The sequence below is a fragment of the Haemophilus paraphrohaemolyticus genome, from assembly GCF_002015045.1.
Taxonomy (GTDB): Bacteria; Pseudomonadota; Gammaproteobacteria; order Enterobacterales; family Pasteurellaceae; genus Haemophilus_A; species Haemophilus_A paraphrohaemolyticus.
This window is the reverse complement of sequence record NZ_MUXX01000020.1, coordinates 1-14,746: the sequence shown is the minus strand read 5'-3', so window position 1 is coordinate 14,746 and position 14,746 is coordinate 1. Positions and strand designations below refer to the sequence as shown.

Sequence of the window (14,746 nt, the reverse complement as noted above, 5' to 3'; positions counted from 1 at the left end):
GGAGAAAAAACGATGTATTTTATGCTAGGTAATATCGCCTTTGAGCCTGTCAATTTGACCGACTTCAACGAAACCCATTCTGCGGATTTTGCCGAACACGCGGTGCTCAAAGGCAAGCCAAAACTACAAGCTATGGGCGAAAAACTGACAGATTTATCCTTTGCGATTCGTCTGCATCACAAAATCGGCGGCGTGGAAAGTCGTTATCAATCGCTACTTTCGGCAAAAGCTAAGCAAGACGCCCTTGCCTTGATGTGGGGTTCAAAATACAAAGGCAATTTTGTGATCACCGATATTTCATCAACCACACTATTTACCGACGGCAAGGGTAATGCCTTGGCTCGCGAGATGAATATCAGCTTGCGAGAATTTGTCGGCAATGGACAAAACAGCCTACTGGGTGCGGCGTTAAATGTGGGCGGAAAATCCTTGCTGGGTTCGATTTTGCCGCAAGGTTTAGTCAATACGCTTTCCACCGCAAAACGTGCCGTCAGCCGTGCAGTGGAAATTTATCAGCAAGGCAAACGGGCAGTGGATGAAGTTCGCAACACGGTTGCCGTAGTTCGGCAATTAGCAAGCGATCCTGCATCGGCGTTGGCCTATTTGCCGAGTACGCTTGCTAATTTAGACAATGCCTTGGGGAGTTTTGGGGACGTGGTGGGTATGCAGTCGGCATTGGCTGGCGTGCGAGATTTCTTGCCTGTGGTCAGTGAATTTAGCCGTGATGTGTCGGCGGTGTATGATGATTTGCAAATAATGAAACAGAGTTTCAGACGGGCATCTGCTGATAGCGAATGGAATAACTGGTTTACGCCTGCCGATAATGCTTTAACTGAAATCAATGAGCGGCTGGATAATTCCGCAAATTCAGTGGCAAAAATGACCGCTTGGGTTGTATTGCGTGAAGATGAAGATGTGGAGATTTTGAATGACCCAAACCGTACTTAAACATACCGTCAAACAAGGCGAACGCTGGGATAACCTTGCCTATTATTACTATGGCGATGCACTGGAATATGCTCGCATCATTAGAGCCAATCCACATATCAGTTTTTGTGAAGTGTTGCCTACTGGGGCGACCGTGTTTATCCCTGTGCTAAACGTGAAACCAACGCAAAACGAAAACCTGCCGCCGTGGTTGCGAGGAAATGCCGATGAGTAACGTGCAAAAACCTGATTTCACGCTCTTTTATGAGAAAACCAATATCACGGCAGAGATTGAGCCGTCTTTGATTGAGCTGACCTACACCGACTATCTCGAAGGGCAATCGGACGAACTCTCGGTGCAGTTTGAAGACATCAGTGGCAAATGGATTCGCCAGTGGTTCCCCACTCAAGGCGACAAACTCAAAGCGGCGATTGGCTACCAAGGCGAATCGTTGGTCGCGATAGGGGCGTTTGAGATTGATGAAGTAGAATATGGCTATCGTCCGTCCAGCATTACCTTGCGAGCCTTATCCACTGGCGTGAGTAAATCCAATCGCACACTCAAGCCAAAAGCCTATGAGAACACCACACTCGCCCAAGTGGTGGCTGCGGTGGCGAACCGTTTGAAGCTCAAAGTGGTAGGTAAAATTCGCCACATTCCCATTCAACGCATCACCCAATATCAAGAGCGTGATGTGGAATTTCTTACCCGCCTTGCCCGTGAGTATCATCACAGCTTCAAGATTGTGGGCAATCAACTGGTGTTTACCGACAAATACGAACTTGGACAAACCGAGCCTGTGGCAGTATTAGACGAAACCCAATGTATCAGCATTCGCCTGCGTGATCGCATTAAAGACACGGCAAAGCAGGTGGAAATCAAGGGCTTTGATACAAGCGGTAAAAAAGTGGTGAAAAAAAGCAAAAAAGCCACCGCACTTCGCTCGAAAATGAAGCAGGCACAGGCGGCAAGTGGCGATACGCTCAAAATTACCACCCGAGGTGAAAGCCAAGAACAGATTGATGCCAGAGGCGATGCGGCATTAAGCGAGCAAAACGAAGACCAAAGTGCAGGCGATATTACGCTCATTGGCAACCCAAAATTAGTGGCTGGTTCCACTATTCTGCTCAAAAATTTAGGTGTGTTTTCGGGGAAATACTTAATCAAGCAATCACGCCACAGCATTTCACGCAGTCAAGGCTACATTACCAATATCGAAGTGCGAATGTTGGAATTTATCCCTGATGATTTATTAACGCTAGGAATGGAGATAACGAATGCAAACGCATAATTTTGGGGCAACCTATCAAGAAGGTATTGTGTCGGCAATCGACCCAAAAAACCACAAAGTGCGGTGTAAAATCCCCGCCCTTGAAGATTTAGAAACTGCGTGGCTCTCATTCTTAACGCTCAACGCAGGCGGCAACCAGTTTTACTGTTTGCCCGATGTGGGCGAACTGGTGGCGATTTTACTCGATGCACGTGGCGAAGGTGGTTGCGTGCTGGGAGCGATTTATAACGAGCAAGATCCCACACCTGTTGCCAATGGCGACATTTGGCTCAAAAAATTTAAAAACGGCACAACGATTGCCCACGACCGCAAATCGGGCCATTTAACCATTCATACCAGCGGTAAAGTTATTGTCAATGATTGCGAAGTGGAGGTGAACAACGGTAATGTGAACGTAAACGGTGGCGATGTGATTGCTGACGGCATTTCCCTTAAAAGCCATCACCACATCGAACAAGGTGACGGCAAGCCAACCAGCTCATCTAAAGCCTAATTCTTTAAATCAGTTTAAAAGCCCACCTCCCCATAGCCTTGTATCATCCAGGCTATGAATACAAATACGATACTTTCAACCCACTGGCAATTAGCACCAACCGAAAAACAAGCGGTGCAAGGCATTGATGATATTCATCAGTGCATTGCTAACATTCTCAATACGCTCAAAGGCACTGATGTGCTTCGCCCTGAATTTGGCTCCGACCACTTTCGCTACATCGACTACCCTGAAGACATCGCCCTGCCCAATATGGTGCGTGAAATCACGCTTGCCCTGCAAACATGGGAGCTCCGCATCGAGGTTGATCATATCGCCATTGACGGACAGGCTCCGCATTTTGAGCTGCTGATTTATTGGTCGTTAGTTGATGATGTATATCGGGAACTTTATCAGACACAGGTGGTGCAATGAGAAAAGAAGAAGTCAAAATCGTCTCTGACGACATCAAGCAAATTTTAGCCGATACCATTGCCGACTACGAGCAACGCACAGGTAAAACATTGCAACCTGCCCATATTGAACGGTCGATTATTCAATCTTACGCCTACCGCGAAATGTTAGTGCGACAAGGCATTAACCACGCCTTTTTGCAAACCTTTCCGCAATTTGCCACAGGGCTTGCTTTAGATTTATGCGGTGAGCCGATGGGCTGTTATCGCTTATCTGACCAAGCAGCAGACGTCACGTTGCGATTTAGTATCGCAGGGTCGCATTCGGCAATCGTGATTCCGCAAGGCACGTTGGTTGCCGCGACTGATAGCTTGCTCTTTGCAACTCAAACAGAAGTACGCATTAACCCCACTGAGCAATATGTAGATGTTTCAGCCCTTTGCCAAACCTCAGGCGAAAGCGGCAACGGCTGGCAAATCGGGCAAATCAAAACGCTCAAAAGCGAACTGCCTACAGGCGTAAGCGTTTCTAACATTGATGTATCGGCAAATGGCATTGGCACCGAAAGCGATGATGCTTATCGCAAACGCATTTTGCTTGCCCCTGAAGCCTTTACCACTTGCGGCTCTATTGCGGCGTATGAATACCATACGCGAAGCGTGTCACAAGTGATTTCTGATGTGGCGATTTCCACCCCTCAAGGTGGCACGGTCAAAGTCACGGTATTGACCAAGCACGGACTGCCGTCAGCAATTTTGCAGGAAAAAATTCGCCATTACATCAGTGGCGAAAAACACCGACCGCTGTGTGACACCGTGATTGTGGCTGCGCCTGAACGCAAAAGCTATCGCGTGGTTGCTAACTTAGATTTGCTCGCTACCGTCGCCGAAAATGAAGTGAAAGCCAAAGCCGAAACCGCTTTGCGAACCTATCTTTCATCACGCACGCAAAAATTGGGGCTAGACATCATACCGCTTGATATTCAAAGCGTACTGAAAGTCGCTGGAGTGTATAACGTGCATTTGGCAAGCCCACAACTTACCGAGCTCACGCCTGAACAATGGGCAGAGTGCGAAAGCATTACGATAAACATCAACGCGGGGCGCAAAGATGGCTAAGTTGCAATATCCGTCAATCATTGAAACATCGCCAAAACTGACCGCACTTGCCGACCTTGGCAAGCGGTTTAATTTGCTCGACAGATCGCAAATTATGACCAGCTTCGTGGATTTAGTCCCCACCGAGTTTTTGGAATTGCTTGCCGAAAAATGGAGTGTCACCGGCTATGACGGCTGGTTGCTCGCCGAAAGTATTGACGCCAAACGCAAGCTGATTAAACGCGCGGTCGAGTTGCACCGCTACAAAGGCACACCGTGGGCAATGCGAGAAATTATTCGCCAGCTGGGCTTTGGCGAAGTGGAAATTATTGAAGGCTTGTTTGACAAACGTCGCGACGGTTCATTTATTCGAGATGGCACTTACTACCACGGTGATCGTTCAAAATGGGCACATTACCGCGTGATTTTGCAACAAGCCATCACCAACGACCAAGCCGATTTACTGCGTAAGACCTTGCGTGTATTTGCACCAGCACGCTGTGTGTTGGCAAGTTTAGACTACCGTCAAGCAGCACTTCGGCACAATGGTATGGCAATGCGTAACGGCAGATTTAATCGTGGCACAGCTTAATTCAAAAAGGAAATAAAATGGCAAATTTAATCTTAACCCGACAATGGGTGGAAAACATCTATCAATTGGAAACATCCGACCCTGTAATGGGCGGGCCAGACGGTATTGATAATCGCCAAGCCAAAGAGCTAGGGGCGAGAACCAATTATCTAAAAGACCAAGTGGACGGTATCAACCAAGACCGCACAGGCTACGCCCCAAAAGCTAACCCTGCGTTCACAGGCGTGCCAACCGCGCCCACAGCTGCATTAGGCACAAACAACACACAAATTGCCACAACCGCATTTGTAAAAACCGCAATTGCCGCATTGGTGGGTTCTGCGCCTGCTGCGTTGGACACGCTGGAAGAATTGGCCCGTGCGTTAGCAGGTGATGCAAACTTAAAAGCGACGTTGCTTGCGGAAATCGGAAAAAAAGCCAATGCCACTGATTTTAATGCTTTACATGATTTATTTATTGGTATCCCTATCCCTTATCCACTCTCTACCATCCCAACAGGTTGCTTAGCCATGAACGGACAGCGGTTTGATACTCGTCGTTATCCCAAATTGGCACAGAAATATCCGTCAGGGCAGTTGCCTGATTTACGCGGGGAGTTTATTCGTGGCTGGGATAATGGGCGGGGTGTAGATGCGGGGCGTGGAGTGTTGAGTGTGCAAGCTCATGCGACAGAAGCTCACTCTCATAAAGTTGTCGGAACTGGCTCGTTAGATGATTATGCGTTTATTATCCAAGGTGGAGTGAATATTGATAAGCACATATATTTAATGACATCTGGCAACGGTATAAGAGGCGGCAAGGGGCAGAGCGAGCTATTAGCTAAGCATCAAAATAACATCAGTGAAACTCGCCCACGCAACATCGCCTATCACTACATCTGCCTAGCCGAATAAGGAGTACAACATGACCGTAACATTTAATCAAGACGGCTTTGCCGAAACAAATGGTGAAATCATCGTGTATTGCACTGACAACCAAGGTATTTACAGCCATAGTGTCACCGAATATGTGAGCGAAGGCGGTAGCCTTTCCGCAGGCAGTTATTTAGATGCACCGCCACAACCGAAACAAGGCTTTGTCATTGTGCGAGAAGATAACAGTTGGCAATATCAAGCCGACCATCGAGGCACCTATTACAGCAAGGAAACAGGCGAAAAAGTAGAACATACCGAACTAGGTGAATTGCCCGAAAATTTAACCGCACTTGCGCCACTTGCTGAACCATGCAAATGGAACGGTACAGCATGGGTAAAAGATGAAGCGAAAATTGCTGACAATTTTACAAAAACTCAAACTCACCTTATCGCCAACATCGATGAGCACGCAGCAAAAATCTACAGCACCTGGACACGCTTTGAGAGCGAATATCGTGAGCGACAAGCGGCTGCAGAAGCCTTTAAAGCCGCAAATTATGAAGGCGAATGTAGCCGTTATATCACGGATTTCGCGCAACGCGCAAGACTGGATAATAAGACCGCCACAAACCTGATTTTGACGCAGGCGGCAGGATTGGAAAAACTCCAAATGGAGCTTGCCAACCAACGTATGCGCAAGTATGAACTCACAGCCCCTAATCTCACGCTTGAGCAACTGCAATCAATCTACGATGACATTATCAAGCAAATGGATAACTTGATGGAGGCATACCAAAATGGCTAAGGTTTATTTGGCGATGTACAAACACAAGCGAGACTGGCGCAAAGAGCCAGTTAAAGCAATCGCCGACCGCATTACTCGATTTTTTACCAAAGGCCAATATTCGCATTGCGAAATTGCCATTGAGCGTATTGAGTTTGGCAATGGGCATCATTATGAGCATACAACAATGTATGACTGCTACTCCTCATCGGTACAAGACGGCGGCGTGCGTTGCAAGCAGATTGATGTGTCCGATAACACAAAATGGGATTTAATCCCCCTCAACGATGTCACCGAGGCGCAAATCAAAGCCTATTTTGACCGCACTTTGGGTTGTAAATACGACTGGTGGGGTGCGTTAGGGATTGTGCTAGGCATCAAACAAAAACGCTCAAAATACTTTTGCAGTGAGTGGTGCTTTAATGCGATTTGCGGTGGAGAAAATGGTTGGCGGTTTAGCCCGAATCAATTAGGGGCAATGTTTAAACATGATGACTAAAGACAAACCGATCATTAATTTTAACTGGAAATTTGGTGACGATGAAAGTGAAATGCTGACGCTAGATGAGAAAGAAGTACCAGAAGACTTTGCTGATAGCGAATTTGACTTGTTTATCGTGTCTGATAGTAGCAAAGATCCAGTTATCCATTTGACAAAAGGCAATGGTATTGCGTTATCTGATAACAACATCAAAATCACTTGCACGCGCGACCGTTTAGCTAACACAAGGTGGGAGACCGCAAGTTGGGCGTTAAAAATCACGAATACGAGCAACTGGCGAGACACGCTATGTGGTGGAAAGATTACGCGTTATAGCTATTATTCTGCAAAACGCGTAGAGGAATGAAGCGATGAAAGACTGTAAACGGGCAATCGACGTGAAATTGCAGTTGAAACAAGCAGTGGCGGTATCGTTGCAATCAAAACAACCTATCAAGGTGACGTTATCAAAAGGTATTTCTGGTGGCTGTGGTACACCTGTTTTACCTGAATTTTCAGATTTAATTATAGCTTACAAAATAGGACGACTATGACAACACAAAACATTCAACAACTCTTAACCGAGTTTGCTCAATACTTAGGCGAGCAAGATAAAGCCCTTTATCAACAGCTCGAAGCGAAAATCAACCAACTCAAAGCGGATTTACTCGGTGGCGAAGTATGGGCAGATTTAGACACGTTTAGAGAGCTGGCAGAAGAGTTACGCAAACTCAAAGCAAGCGGAAGCAGTGCACCTGAGGCACTAACCAGCAAACTGACGGAATTTAAACAGAGTTTAGATGGCGTGATTGAGCAAATTAACACCTTAAAAGCAATGGACTTAAAGGCAGCTTATTTACGAGGAAAAAATAGCTAATGGACCTTTTACAACAACTGCCTGAAGTCCTAGAACAAATCGGGCGAGATGTTAAAGCCATAACCGTTGTGCTTGGTAGAGGTCGCCCTGATAAGCCCGATACAACAGGTGACAAAATAACAGGAGAGGAGCCCAAAATAAAAGGCAATGAGCCTAACGGGACTATCTATGAGTCATCAGATGGCGGTGGAGTCGGAGCCTGGAAATGGCAAAAACGCAACGGGAAATGGGTGGTGATAGATGGTGATACAGGTTTGGTTAATGCTGTAACTAAAAACCTAAAGCCTGGTGCTTACATTAAACTACGCAGGCAAGGCAACCTTGTATCATGTCATATGGGCGGTTTGACGTGGGGGCTATTTGGTTATTTAGGCAAAAAAGAAAAAGGGTATCTACCAAGACAGCCAGGGAGGGTTGAAGTTATTGGTACAAGTGGGATTCCTCTTGGATTTAGATCAGATGACTCTTGTGGATTTAGCTTATATGATGATGATACAAATAGAGCTGTTGCAGGTATTTATGTGGGAGGTGTAGGCGATGCTAATTTCATGCGATTTACCCCATACCACGCAGACCCTAAAATAAAAGGCAATGAGGCAATTCCTGACATTGGCCCCAAAAATCTAAGACCGCCCGCTATGATGTGGACAACATCCGACCCTTGGCCTGATAAGGTTTAAAATAATTTTATATCTCTAAATAGTATTTTAGAGATAGGATGTAATTCAACCAGAAAAAGGGATAATAATGACAAACAAACAAACAAAGCGTAGTGCAATTCAAGCAGGCTCCGTTACCTTTTGTTGGGCAGAAACGAATGTTTTTGAAGCATGTGCAAGCCGTATTAGACAAACACATTGATGGAGAGGGCGAAGGTTGGACGATTGTGGACGTATTTGGTGGAAGTGGCTTATTAAGCCATACAGCCAAGCATATCAAGCCAAAAGCGACCGTAATTTATAACGATTTTGATGGCTACGCTAAGAGATTAAAATACATTGACGACATCAACCGATTACGCCAAATTATCTTTAATCACTTACACGGTATTGTACCAAAAAATGGGCGTTTGAGCAAGGAAATTAAAGCTGAAATCATCAATAAAATCAACGATTTTCAAGGGTATAAAGACCTAAATTGTTTGGCTTCTTGGTTGTTATTTTCGGGGCAACAAGTCAGCAGTTTTGAGGCGTTATTTGCTAAAGATTTTTGGCATTGCGTTCGCCAATCTGATTATCCGTCAGCTGAGGGATATTTAGATGGTATTGAGATTGTCAGCGAGTCTTTCCACAAACTCATTCCACGTTATAAAGACCAAGAGAAGGTGTTATTGCTGCTTGACCCGCCTTACTTATGCACTCGCCAAGAGAGTTATAAACAATCGACTTATTTTGATTTGATTGATTTCTTGCGACTTATCAATCTCACCAAACCGCCTTATATTTTCTTTAGTAGCACGAAAAGTGAGTTCATTCGCTATTTGGATTACATGCAGGAAAGCAAAACAGATAACTGGCAAGCATTTGAGAATTATGAGCGAATTGTGGTGAAGGCTTCAACCTCCAAAGATGGGATTTATGAGGATAATATGATTTATAAGTTCTAAATTTAAACCGCCTTTAAAGACCGTTTAAATATACAAATTAGCCATTAAAACAACGAAAAAATCTTAGGGTTTTATTTTCGCAGTTTTAATGGCTTTTTTTCGCAGTTTTTTTGGCTCGCAACAGAAGTATAAGCAAGTTTTGAAAAATTGTCAGCAAATACAAATTTGTAAAATTTATTTTTATTGTAGCGAGGACTGGCGCATCTGAAAAACTCTGTTAAAATACACCGCACTTTTGACTGCGTTTTGAAAAAATAAGAATGATAAAAATTGTTCAATATTTAATCAAATCAATACCCAACTATTCAAGCATCAGAAAAAGTTGGGAAGTGGCTCTGGGAAGCCTTGCCACACAAGGCTCTAACCCCCCACTGCAGTCGAAAGACATTGCCCTGTTCCAAAGGGATTGAGACTTTGATATACGCATTAGGTTTTAAGCTCTTAGGTCGAAAGACATTGCCCTGTTCCAAAGGGATTGAGACCTAATACTCGCTGTCTAATTACATCAACCTCAAAAAAGTCGAAAGACATTGCCCTGTTCCAAAGGGATTGAGACACTACTTCAATAACCCTACGGCTAACCCTAAGATTAAGTCGAAAGACATTGCCCTGTTCCAAAGGGATTGAGACGATTGTACTAGCGATGCGTTCCATTTTAGCATCGGTCGAAAGACATTGCCCTGTTCCAAAGGGATTAAAATTAAGTTTTTACTTCTATCTTAAAATTATTGCTAGCTTTGGCATTCCCCAAAATCTCCGCTAAAATAACCGCACTTTTTCTTATCCTCAAGGAAAGCAATATGTCAAATATTCTCAATAACCTTATTCATCTTCTTAAGCTTGAAAAAATTGATGATTTAATCTTTCGTGGTGAAAGCCAAGATTTAGGTTTTCGCCAAGTATTTGGTGGGCAAGTTGTGGCGCAGGCGTTATCTGCGGCAATGCAGGTGGCGCCAGAAGATCGCATTTTACATTCTTGTCATGCCTATTTTCTTGCTCCAGGAGACAGTCAATATCCGATTATTTACGATGTGGAAACCTTGCGTGACGGGCGTAACTTTTCTGCATTACGCGTAAAAGCCATTCAACATAAAAATACCATTTGTCATGTAACCGCTTCTTTCCAAGTGCCTGAAAAAGGTTTTGAACATCAAAATACAATGCCAAATGTTGGCGCGCCTGAAGACTTTACAGATGAAAATGTGATGCTACAAAAAGTGGCTCAAACCTTGCCGGAACCACTCAATGAAAAATTTGCAGCTGAGCGTCCATTTGAGGTGAGAACCAAATATTTGAATAACCCATTTAATGGGACAAAATTGCCAGCCGAGCAATATTCTTGGTTTAAAACCAATGGTGAAACGCCGCTTGATATAAAAATTCAGCAATGTTTATTGGCTTATTTTTCCGATTTTCACTGTATTTTGACCGCACTTCATCCGCACGAAAAAGGCTTTTTACAAAAAGGAATGAAAGTTGCAACGATTGATCATAGTATTTGGTTCCATCGTCCGTTTGATTTAAATCACTGGCATTTGCACGCAATTGAAAGCAATAATGCGTTTGGAGGGCGAGGCTTAGCACGCGGACAAATTTTCTCGCAGGATGGTCAATTAATCGCAACAACACAACAAGAAGGCTTGATCCGTTTTAACGAATAAGAGAGAAAAAATGACCGCACTTATTACACAATTTTGGCAACCGGTTGAAACCGCACTAAAAACAGCGAATCCACAAGAAAAATGTCGTTTAGTTAATGATCTCTACGATAATCTTCTGCCACAAATTCAGCTGATAAATCAGATACCCTGACTTTATACGATTTATACAAAAGGGCATTCCCCTTTATGCTATACTTGCAAAGATTTAGCAAAATTTAACCGCTAGTAAGGATTAGCATGACAACGGAAACCCCGATTTTAACTACATTTGAAGAGTTTGATCTATCCCCTCAACTACTCAAAGCCTTGAACGAAAAAGGCTATAAACGCCCAACCTCGGTGCAAGCTCAAACCATTCCACACGCGTTAGATGGGCGTGATTTGTTAGGTTCAGCTCCAACAGGCACAGGCAAAACCGCCGCGTTTTTACTGCCTGCTATTCAACATTTGTTAGACTATCCTCGCCGTAAACCTGGTGCACCACGTATTTTGATATTAACACCAACCCGAGAATTGGCAATGCAAGTGGCAGAACAAGCAGAAGCATTGGCGAAATTTACAAAACTCAGTATTGCCACTATTACGGGCGGTGTGGCGTATCAAAATCATGGTGAGATTTTCAACAGCAATCAAGATATTGTGGTCGCAACACCTGGTCGTTTAATGCAATACATCAAAGAAGAAAACTTTGACTGCCGTGCAGTAGAAATTCTTATTTTTGATGAAGCCGATCGAATGTTGCAAATGGGCTTTGGACAAGATGCAGAAAAAATTGCGGCAGAAACCCGTTGGCGTAAACATACGTGGCTATTCTCAGCAACACTTGAGGGCGAATTATTAACCGATTTTGCAAAACGTTTGCTAAACGACCCTGTACAAATCGAAGCCGAACCAAGCCGCCGCGAACGTAAGAAAATTCAGCAATGGTACTACCATTCCGATAATGTTGAGCACAAAACCAAACAGCTTGCTCGCTTGATTAGCGAATTAGCAATGGAAAAAGCGATTGTGTTTGTTCGTCGCCGTGAAAATGTGCGTGAGCTGAGCGAAACCCTGCGTAAACGTGGCATTCGTTCGACCTATTTAGAGGGCGAAATGGCACAAACCCAGCGTAATCAGGCAATTTCTCGCTTAAAAGAGGGGGGAGTGAATGTGTTGGTTTCAACCGATGTTGCCGCTCGCGGAATTGATATTGATGATGTCGATTTTGTGATTAACTTTGATTTGCCTTACAGTGCAGATACTTATTTGCATCGTATCGGTCGTACTGCACGTGCAGGCAAAAAAGGTTCAGCTATATCCTTAGTGGAAGCCCACGATTATAAACTGCTTGGTAAAATCAAACGCTACACCGAAGAGCCATTAAAACCGCGTGTGATTGAAGGCTTAGAACCTCGCACCAAAGCTCCGAAAGATGGCGAAGCCAATACCACCACGAAAAAAGAGAAAGCTCGCATCAAAAAACGCAAAGAGGCGAAAAAAGAAGCGGCAAAAACGAAGGTAAAAGTGCGTCATAAAGATACCAAAAATATTGGTAAACGCAGAAAGCCAAGTGGTGCAAAAACTGAAGGTTAATTCATTTTAAAAGCTACAATATCTATCACATATTCGTAGCTTTTTTGTTTTTACTTCATACTCTTTAAGCGTATAATCAAATTGTATTTATATATGGAATGTGAAGATGAAATTAACTTTTATCGAATTACCACCCTTTGAACGATATCGAAAAGAACATATTAGTGATGAAGCGTATCGACTTTTCCAAAATGAACTATTAGATAATCCAGAGAAAGGTGATGTTATTCAAGGAACAGGCGGGTTAAGAAAAATTCGATTAGCTGATCATTCTCGTCATAAAGGTAAACGAGGAGGAACAAGAGCAATTTACCATTATTTTGTTAATGGTAATCAGATTTGGCTTTTTGCCGCTTATGGAAAAGGCGAAAAAGAGGATTTAAACGAAACGGAAAAAAGAACGTTTAAAGTTGTTTTAGAAAACTTAAAAGCATTAGCAAGGGGGAATAAATGAGCCGTTTATTTGACGATTTAATGGAAGGGGCAAAAGCACTCGAAGATCACTTACAAGGCAAAATCACATTACGCACCGAGACGCTTGAAAAATCAGAGCCTGTGACGATCAGTGCTAACGAAGTGAAAGCTATTCGTGAAAAATTAAATTTATCTCAAGCAGTATTTGCTCATCGTTTGAGAACAAGCGTGAGAACCTATCAAGGTTGGGAGCAAGGAAAAACAAAACCGAATCCACAAGCCGCATTATTATTAAGAATGGTTGAACATTCACCGCAAACATTTAATTTAATCGTTGGCGTATAAGCGGTAAAATTCTCTCCATAAATTGCAAACAACGAGGTCTGTATGAACTGGTTTATCCAAGCACTTAAAAAAACATTTACCTATCGCGGGCGAGCACGTCGGGCGGAATTTGGTTGGTTTAGCTTGATTTCATTTTTAATCAGCTTAGCTCTTATTATCATTCCTGGAGTGATATTTGATTTAGGTGGAAATCTTTTAGCAGCAACCTTTCAATCTGAAATAATCGGAATGATTGCAAATGCAGGTACTTTGATTTTTGGACTTGCTTATTCTCTTTTTAGCTTGGTAACAACGCTCGCCCACTTTAGCCTTTCGGCTCGTCGCCTACACGATTTAGGCTTCTCGGGATGGTGGCAACTTGCAGTTTATTTAGGTTTGCCAATTATAGTATTTTTATCTTTTATCATTATGGATATCAATGAAGCAAATCCGAGCATCATTCCAGGTCTTATAGTGCCTCTCGTATTATTGATGTACGCTATCTATCTCGGTGTTTTGTTATTTATGGATGGACAACGTTTTACCAACAAATATGGCGAAGATCCAAAAACAGAACCTGCTGAACAAACACCCATTAGCGTATTAGTGGATAAACCATAATTTCAAGCGGTGAAATTTGTAAAAGATTTTGTAGATCTCACCGCTTGCTTTTTACCTTGAGAAATCTACCCAAATTGCCTACAATATCGCCTTTTATTTAAAAGCCAATAGAAGCCAAAATTATGTCACAGATTAAATTGATTGTCGGGCTTGCCAACCCTGGCAGTAAATATGAAGGCACTCGCCACAATGCAGGCGAATGGCTTATCAATGAGCTTGCTAGAATGTATAACGTTTCTTTAAAAGAAGATGCAAAATATTTTGGTAAAGTGGCAAAAATCAATACCGCACAAGACGAAGTTCGCTTGCTTGTACCGACTACTTTTATGAATTTAAGTGGCAAAGCGGTGGGGGCTTTAGCAAATTTTTATCGTATTAAGCCTGAAGAAATCTTGGTTGCTCACGATGAATTAGATCTTCCCCCTGGTGTAGCGAAAATCAAACAAGGCGGCGGACACGGCGGTCATAACGGTTTGAAAGATATTATTGCAAGCCTTGGTAACAACAATAATTTCTACCGCGTGCGTATTGGCATTGGGCATCCAGGTCATCGCGATTTAGTAGCAGGTTATGTGTTGGGTAAACCTGCTCCACAAGACCAAGAAAAAATAAACTCTGCCGTAGATGAAGCAAGTCGCTGTGTAGAAGTGCTGTTTAAAGAAGGTATTGTGAAGGCGACTAATCGATTAAATGGGTTTAAGGCGTAACTAATTTATTATTTTATTCGTAATTTGCCCTCCTGTACAACCCAAACA

The 14,746-nt window shown here is 43.4% G+C and carries 21 protein-coding genes and 1 pseudogene; all 22 read left to right on the top strand.

Going from position 1 to position 14,746, the window contains the following annotated elements; translation table 11 throughout:
- Nucleotides 1-12: 12 nt before the first annotated feature.
- The 22 genes and pseudogenes from B0184_RS09550 (at nt 13) to pth (ending at nt 14,698) form a co-directional block, all read left to right on the top strand.
- The gene (locus B0184_RS09550; protein ID WP_005708254.1) at nt 13-948 is read left to right on the top strand and encodes a phage tail protein; all 936 of its coding nucleotides are present in this window, start codon (nt 13-15) and stop codon (nt 946-948) included.
- Nucleotides 929-1,162, top strand: coding sequence for a tail protein X (locus B0184_RS09545; protein ID WP_005708209.1), 234 nt, complete (start codon nt 929-931; stop codon nt 1,160-1,162). The genes B0184_RS09550 and B0184_RS09545 overlap by 20 nt, the downstream gene beginning before the upstream one ends.
- Nucleotides 1,155-2,219: a phage late control D family protein gene (locus B0184_RS09540; protein WP_005708217.1), complete on the top strand. Its 1,065-nt coding sequence runs from the start codon at nt 1,155-1,157 to the stop codon at nt 2,217-2,219. The genes B0184_RS09545 and B0184_RS09540 overlap by 8 nt, the downstream gene beginning before the upstream one ends.
- Complete coding sequence (locus B0184_RS09535; protein ID WP_005708228.1) at nt 2,206-2,712, top strand: phage baseplate assembly protein V; 507 nt, start codon at nt 2,206-2,208, stop codon at nt 2,710-2,712. Before B0184_RS09540 ends, B0184_RS09535 begins: the two co-directional genes overlap by 14 nt.
- Nucleotides 2,713-2,766: 54 nt before the next feature.
- Nucleotides 2,767-3,126 carry a GPW/gp25 family protein gene (locus B0184_RS09530; protein WP_005708249.1) on the top strand — a complete coding sequence of 120 codons (360 nt, stop codon included), beginning with the start codon at nt 2,767-2,769 and terminating at the stop codon, nt 3,124-3,126.
- Nucleotides 3,123-4,223, top strand: a complete 1,101-nt coding sequence (locus B0184_RS09525; RefSeq protein WP_005708224.1) for a baseplate assembly protein — start codon at nt 3,123-3,125, stop codon at nt 4,221-4,223. The genes B0184_RS09530 and B0184_RS09525 overlap by 4 nt, the downstream gene beginning before the upstream one ends.
- Complete coding sequence (locus B0184_RS09520; RefSeq protein ID WP_005708222.1) at nt 4,216-4,794, top strand: phage tail protein; 579 nt, start codon at nt 4,216-4,218, stop codon at nt 4,792-4,794. The genes B0184_RS09525 and B0184_RS09520 overlap by 8 nt, the downstream gene beginning before the upstream one ends.
- 17 nt (nt 4,795-4,811) lie before the next feature.
- Nucleotides 4,812-5,687, top strand: a complete 876-nt coding sequence (locus B0184_RS09515; RefSeq protein ID WP_005708270.1) for a phage tail protein — start codon at nt 4,812-4,814, stop codon at nt 5,685-5,687.
- A 10-nt stretch (nt 5,688-5,697) separates the two neighbouring features.
- The gene (locus tag B0184_RS09510; protein WP_005708274.1) at nt 5,698-6,453 is read left to right on the top strand and encodes a hypothetical protein; all 756 of its coding nucleotides are present in this window, start codon (nt 5,698-5,700) and stop codon (nt 6,451-6,453) included.
- Entirely contained in the window at nt 6,446-6,931 is a 486-nt protein-coding gene (locus B0184_RS09505) for a hypothetical protein (RefSeq protein WP_005708210.1), read from the top strand. The genes B0184_RS09510 and B0184_RS09505 overlap by 8 nt, the downstream gene beginning before the upstream one ends.
- Entirely contained in the window at nt 6,921-7,280 is a 360-nt protein-coding gene (locus tag B0184_RS09500; protein ID WP_005708202.1) for a hypothetical protein, read from the top strand. Before B0184_RS09505 ends, B0184_RS09500 begins: the two co-directional genes overlap by 11 nt.
- Nucleotides 7,281-7,284: 4 nt before the next feature.
- Nucleotides 7,285-7,467, top strand: coding sequence for a hypothetical protein (locus B0184_RS09495; protein WP_005708237.1), 183 nt, complete (start codon nt 7,285-7,287; stop codon nt 7,465-7,467).
- Nucleotides 7,464-7,790: a hypothetical protein gene (locus B0184_RS09490; RefSeq protein WP_005708240.1), complete on the top strand. Its 327-nt coding sequence runs from the start codon at nt 7,464-7,466 to the stop codon at nt 7,788-7,790. The genes B0184_RS09495 and B0184_RS09490 overlap by 4 nt, the downstream gene beginning before the upstream one ends.
- Nucleotides 7,790-8,470 (top strand): hypothetical protein, encoded by a 681-nt coding sequence (locus B0184_RS09485; protein WP_005708256.1) that lies wholly within the window; start codon nt 7,790-7,792, stop codon nt 8,468-8,470. The genes B0184_RS09490 and B0184_RS09485 overlap by 1 nt, the downstream gene beginning before the upstream one ends.
- 92 nt (nt 8,471-8,562) lie before the next feature.
- Nucleotides 8,563-9,396, top strand: a complete 834-nt coding sequence (locus B0184_RS09480; protein ID WP_005708241.1) for a DNA adenine methylase — start codon at nt 8,563-8,565, stop codon at nt 9,394-9,396.
- 800 nt (nt 9,397-10,196) lie between these two features.
- Entirely contained in the window at nt 10,197-11,057 is an 861-nt protein-coding gene (tesB, locus tag B0184_RS09475; RefSeq protein ID WP_005708204.1) for an acyl-CoA thioesterase II, read from the top strand.
- A gap of 10 nt (nt 11,058-11,067) precedes the next feature.
- Nucleotides 11,068-11,193 (top strand): annotated as a pseudogene (locus B0184_RS10465) (DUF455 domain-containing protein); the annotation flags it as partial.
- A 101-nt stretch (nt 11,194-11,294) separates the two neighbouring features.
- Nucleotides 11,295-12,632: an ATP-dependent RNA helicase SrmB gene (srmB, locus tag B0184_RS09470; protein ID WP_005708203.1), complete on the top strand. Its 1,338-nt coding sequence runs from the start codon at nt 11,295-11,297 to the stop codon at nt 12,630-12,632.
- A 106-nt stretch (nt 12,633-12,738) separates the two neighbouring features.
- Nucleotides 12,739-13,086, top strand: coding sequence for a type II toxin-antitoxin system RelE/ParE family toxin (locus B0184_RS09465; protein ID WP_005708227.1), 348 nt, complete (start codon nt 12,739-12,741; stop codon nt 13,084-13,086).
- A complete protein-coding gene (locus tag B0184_RS09460; protein WP_005706149.1) occupies nt 13,083-13,391 on the top strand; it encodes a helix-turn-helix domain-containing protein in 309 nt (102 codons plus the stop codon). Before B0184_RS09465 ends, B0184_RS09460 begins: the two co-directional genes overlap by 4 nt.
- 42 nt (nt 13,392-13,433) lie before the next feature.
- Nucleotides 13,434-13,991 (top strand): DUF805 domain-containing protein, encoded by a 558-nt coding sequence (locus tag B0184_RS09455; protein WP_005708221.1) that lies wholly within the window; start codon nt 13,434-13,436, stop codon nt 13,989-13,991.
- A 122-nt stretch (nt 13,992-14,113) separates the two neighbouring features.
- A complete protein-coding gene (gene pth, locus B0184_RS09450) occupies nt 14,114-14,698 on the top strand; it encodes an aminoacyl-tRNA hydrolase (RefSeq protein WP_005708246.1) in 585 nt (194 codons plus the stop codon).
- The last annotated feature ends 48 nt before the right edge of the window (nt 14,699-14,746 follow it).

What these genes read in the sequence shown, in the direction of transcription:
- B0184_RS09550 (WP_005708254.1), top strand. Translation starts at nt 13, where the DNA reads ATGTATTTTATGCTAGGTAATATCGCCTTTGAGCCTGTCAATTTGACC.
- B0184_RS09545 (WP_005708209.1), top strand. Translation starts at nt 929, where the DNA reads ATGACCCAAACCGTACTTAAACATACCGTCAAACAAGGCGAACGCTGG.
- B0184_RS09540 (WP_005708217.1), top strand. Translation starts at nt 1,155, where the DNA reads ATGAGTAACGTGCAAAAACCTGATTTCACGCTCTTTTATGAGAAAACC.
- B0184_RS09535 (WP_005708228.1), top strand. Translation starts at nt 2,206, where the DNA reads ATGCAAACGCATAATTTTGGGGCAACCTATCAAGAAGGTATTGTGTCG.
- B0184_RS09530 (WP_005708249.1), top strand. Translation starts at nt 2,767, where the DNA reads ATGAATACAAATACGATACTTTCAACCCACTGGCAATTAGCACCAACC.
- B0184_RS09525 (WP_005708224.1), top strand. Translation starts at nt 3,123, where the DNA reads ATGAGAAAAGAAGAAGTCAAAATCGTCTCTGACGACATCAAGCAAATT.
- B0184_RS09520 (WP_005708222.1), top strand. Translation starts at nt 4,216, where the DNA reads ATGGCTAAGTTGCAATATCCGTCAATCATTGAAACATCGCCAAAACTG.
- B0184_RS09515 (WP_005708270.1), top strand. Translation starts at nt 4,812, where the DNA reads ATGGCAAATTTAATCTTAACCCGACAATGGGTGGAAAACATCTATCAA.
- B0184_RS09510 (WP_005708274.1), top strand. Translation starts at nt 5,698, where the DNA reads ATGACCGTAACATTTAATCAAGACGGCTTTGCCGAAACAAATGGTGAA.
- B0184_RS09505 (WP_005708210.1), top strand. Translation starts at nt 6,446, where the DNA reads ATGGCTAAGGTTTATTTGGCGATGTACAAACACAAGCGAGACTGGCGC.
- B0184_RS09500 (WP_005708202.1), top strand. Translation starts at nt 6,921, where the DNA reads ATGATGACTAAAGACAAACCGATCATTAATTTTAACTGGAAATTTGGT.
- B0184_RS09495 (WP_005708237.1), top strand. Translation starts at nt 7,285, where the DNA reads ATGAAAGACTGTAAACGGGCAATCGACGTGAAATTGCAGTTGAAACAA.
- B0184_RS09490 (WP_005708240.1), top strand. Translation starts at nt 7,464, where the DNA reads ATGACAACACAAAACATTCAACAACTCTTAACCGAGTTTGCTCAATAC.
- B0184_RS09485 (WP_005708256.1), top strand. Translation starts at nt 7,790, where the DNA reads ATGGACCTTTTACAACAACTGCCTGAAGTCCTAGAACAAATCGGGCGA.
- tesB (WP_005708204.1), top strand. Translation starts at nt 10,197, where the DNA reads ATGTCAAATATTCTCAATAACCTTATTCATCTTCTTAAGCTTGAAAAA.
- srmB (WP_005708203.1), top strand. Translation starts at nt 11,295, where the DNA reads ATGACAACGGAAACCCCGATTTTAACTACATTTGAAGAGTTTGATCTA.
- B0184_RS09465 (WP_005708227.1), top strand. Translation starts at nt 12,739, where the DNA reads ATGAAATTAACTTTTATCGAATTACCACCCTTTGAACGATATCGAAAA.
- B0184_RS09460 (WP_005706149.1), top strand. Translation starts at nt 13,083, where the DNA reads ATGAGCCGTTTATTTGACGATTTAATGGAAGGGGCAAAAGCACTCGAA.
- B0184_RS09455 (WP_005708221.1), top strand. Translation starts at nt 13,434, where the DNA reads ATGAACTGGTTTATCCAAGCACTTAAAAAAACATTTACCTATCGCGGG.
- pth (WP_005708246.1), top strand. Translation starts at nt 14,114, where the DNA reads ATGTCACAGATTAAATTGATTGTCGGGCTTGCCAACCCTGGCAGTAAA.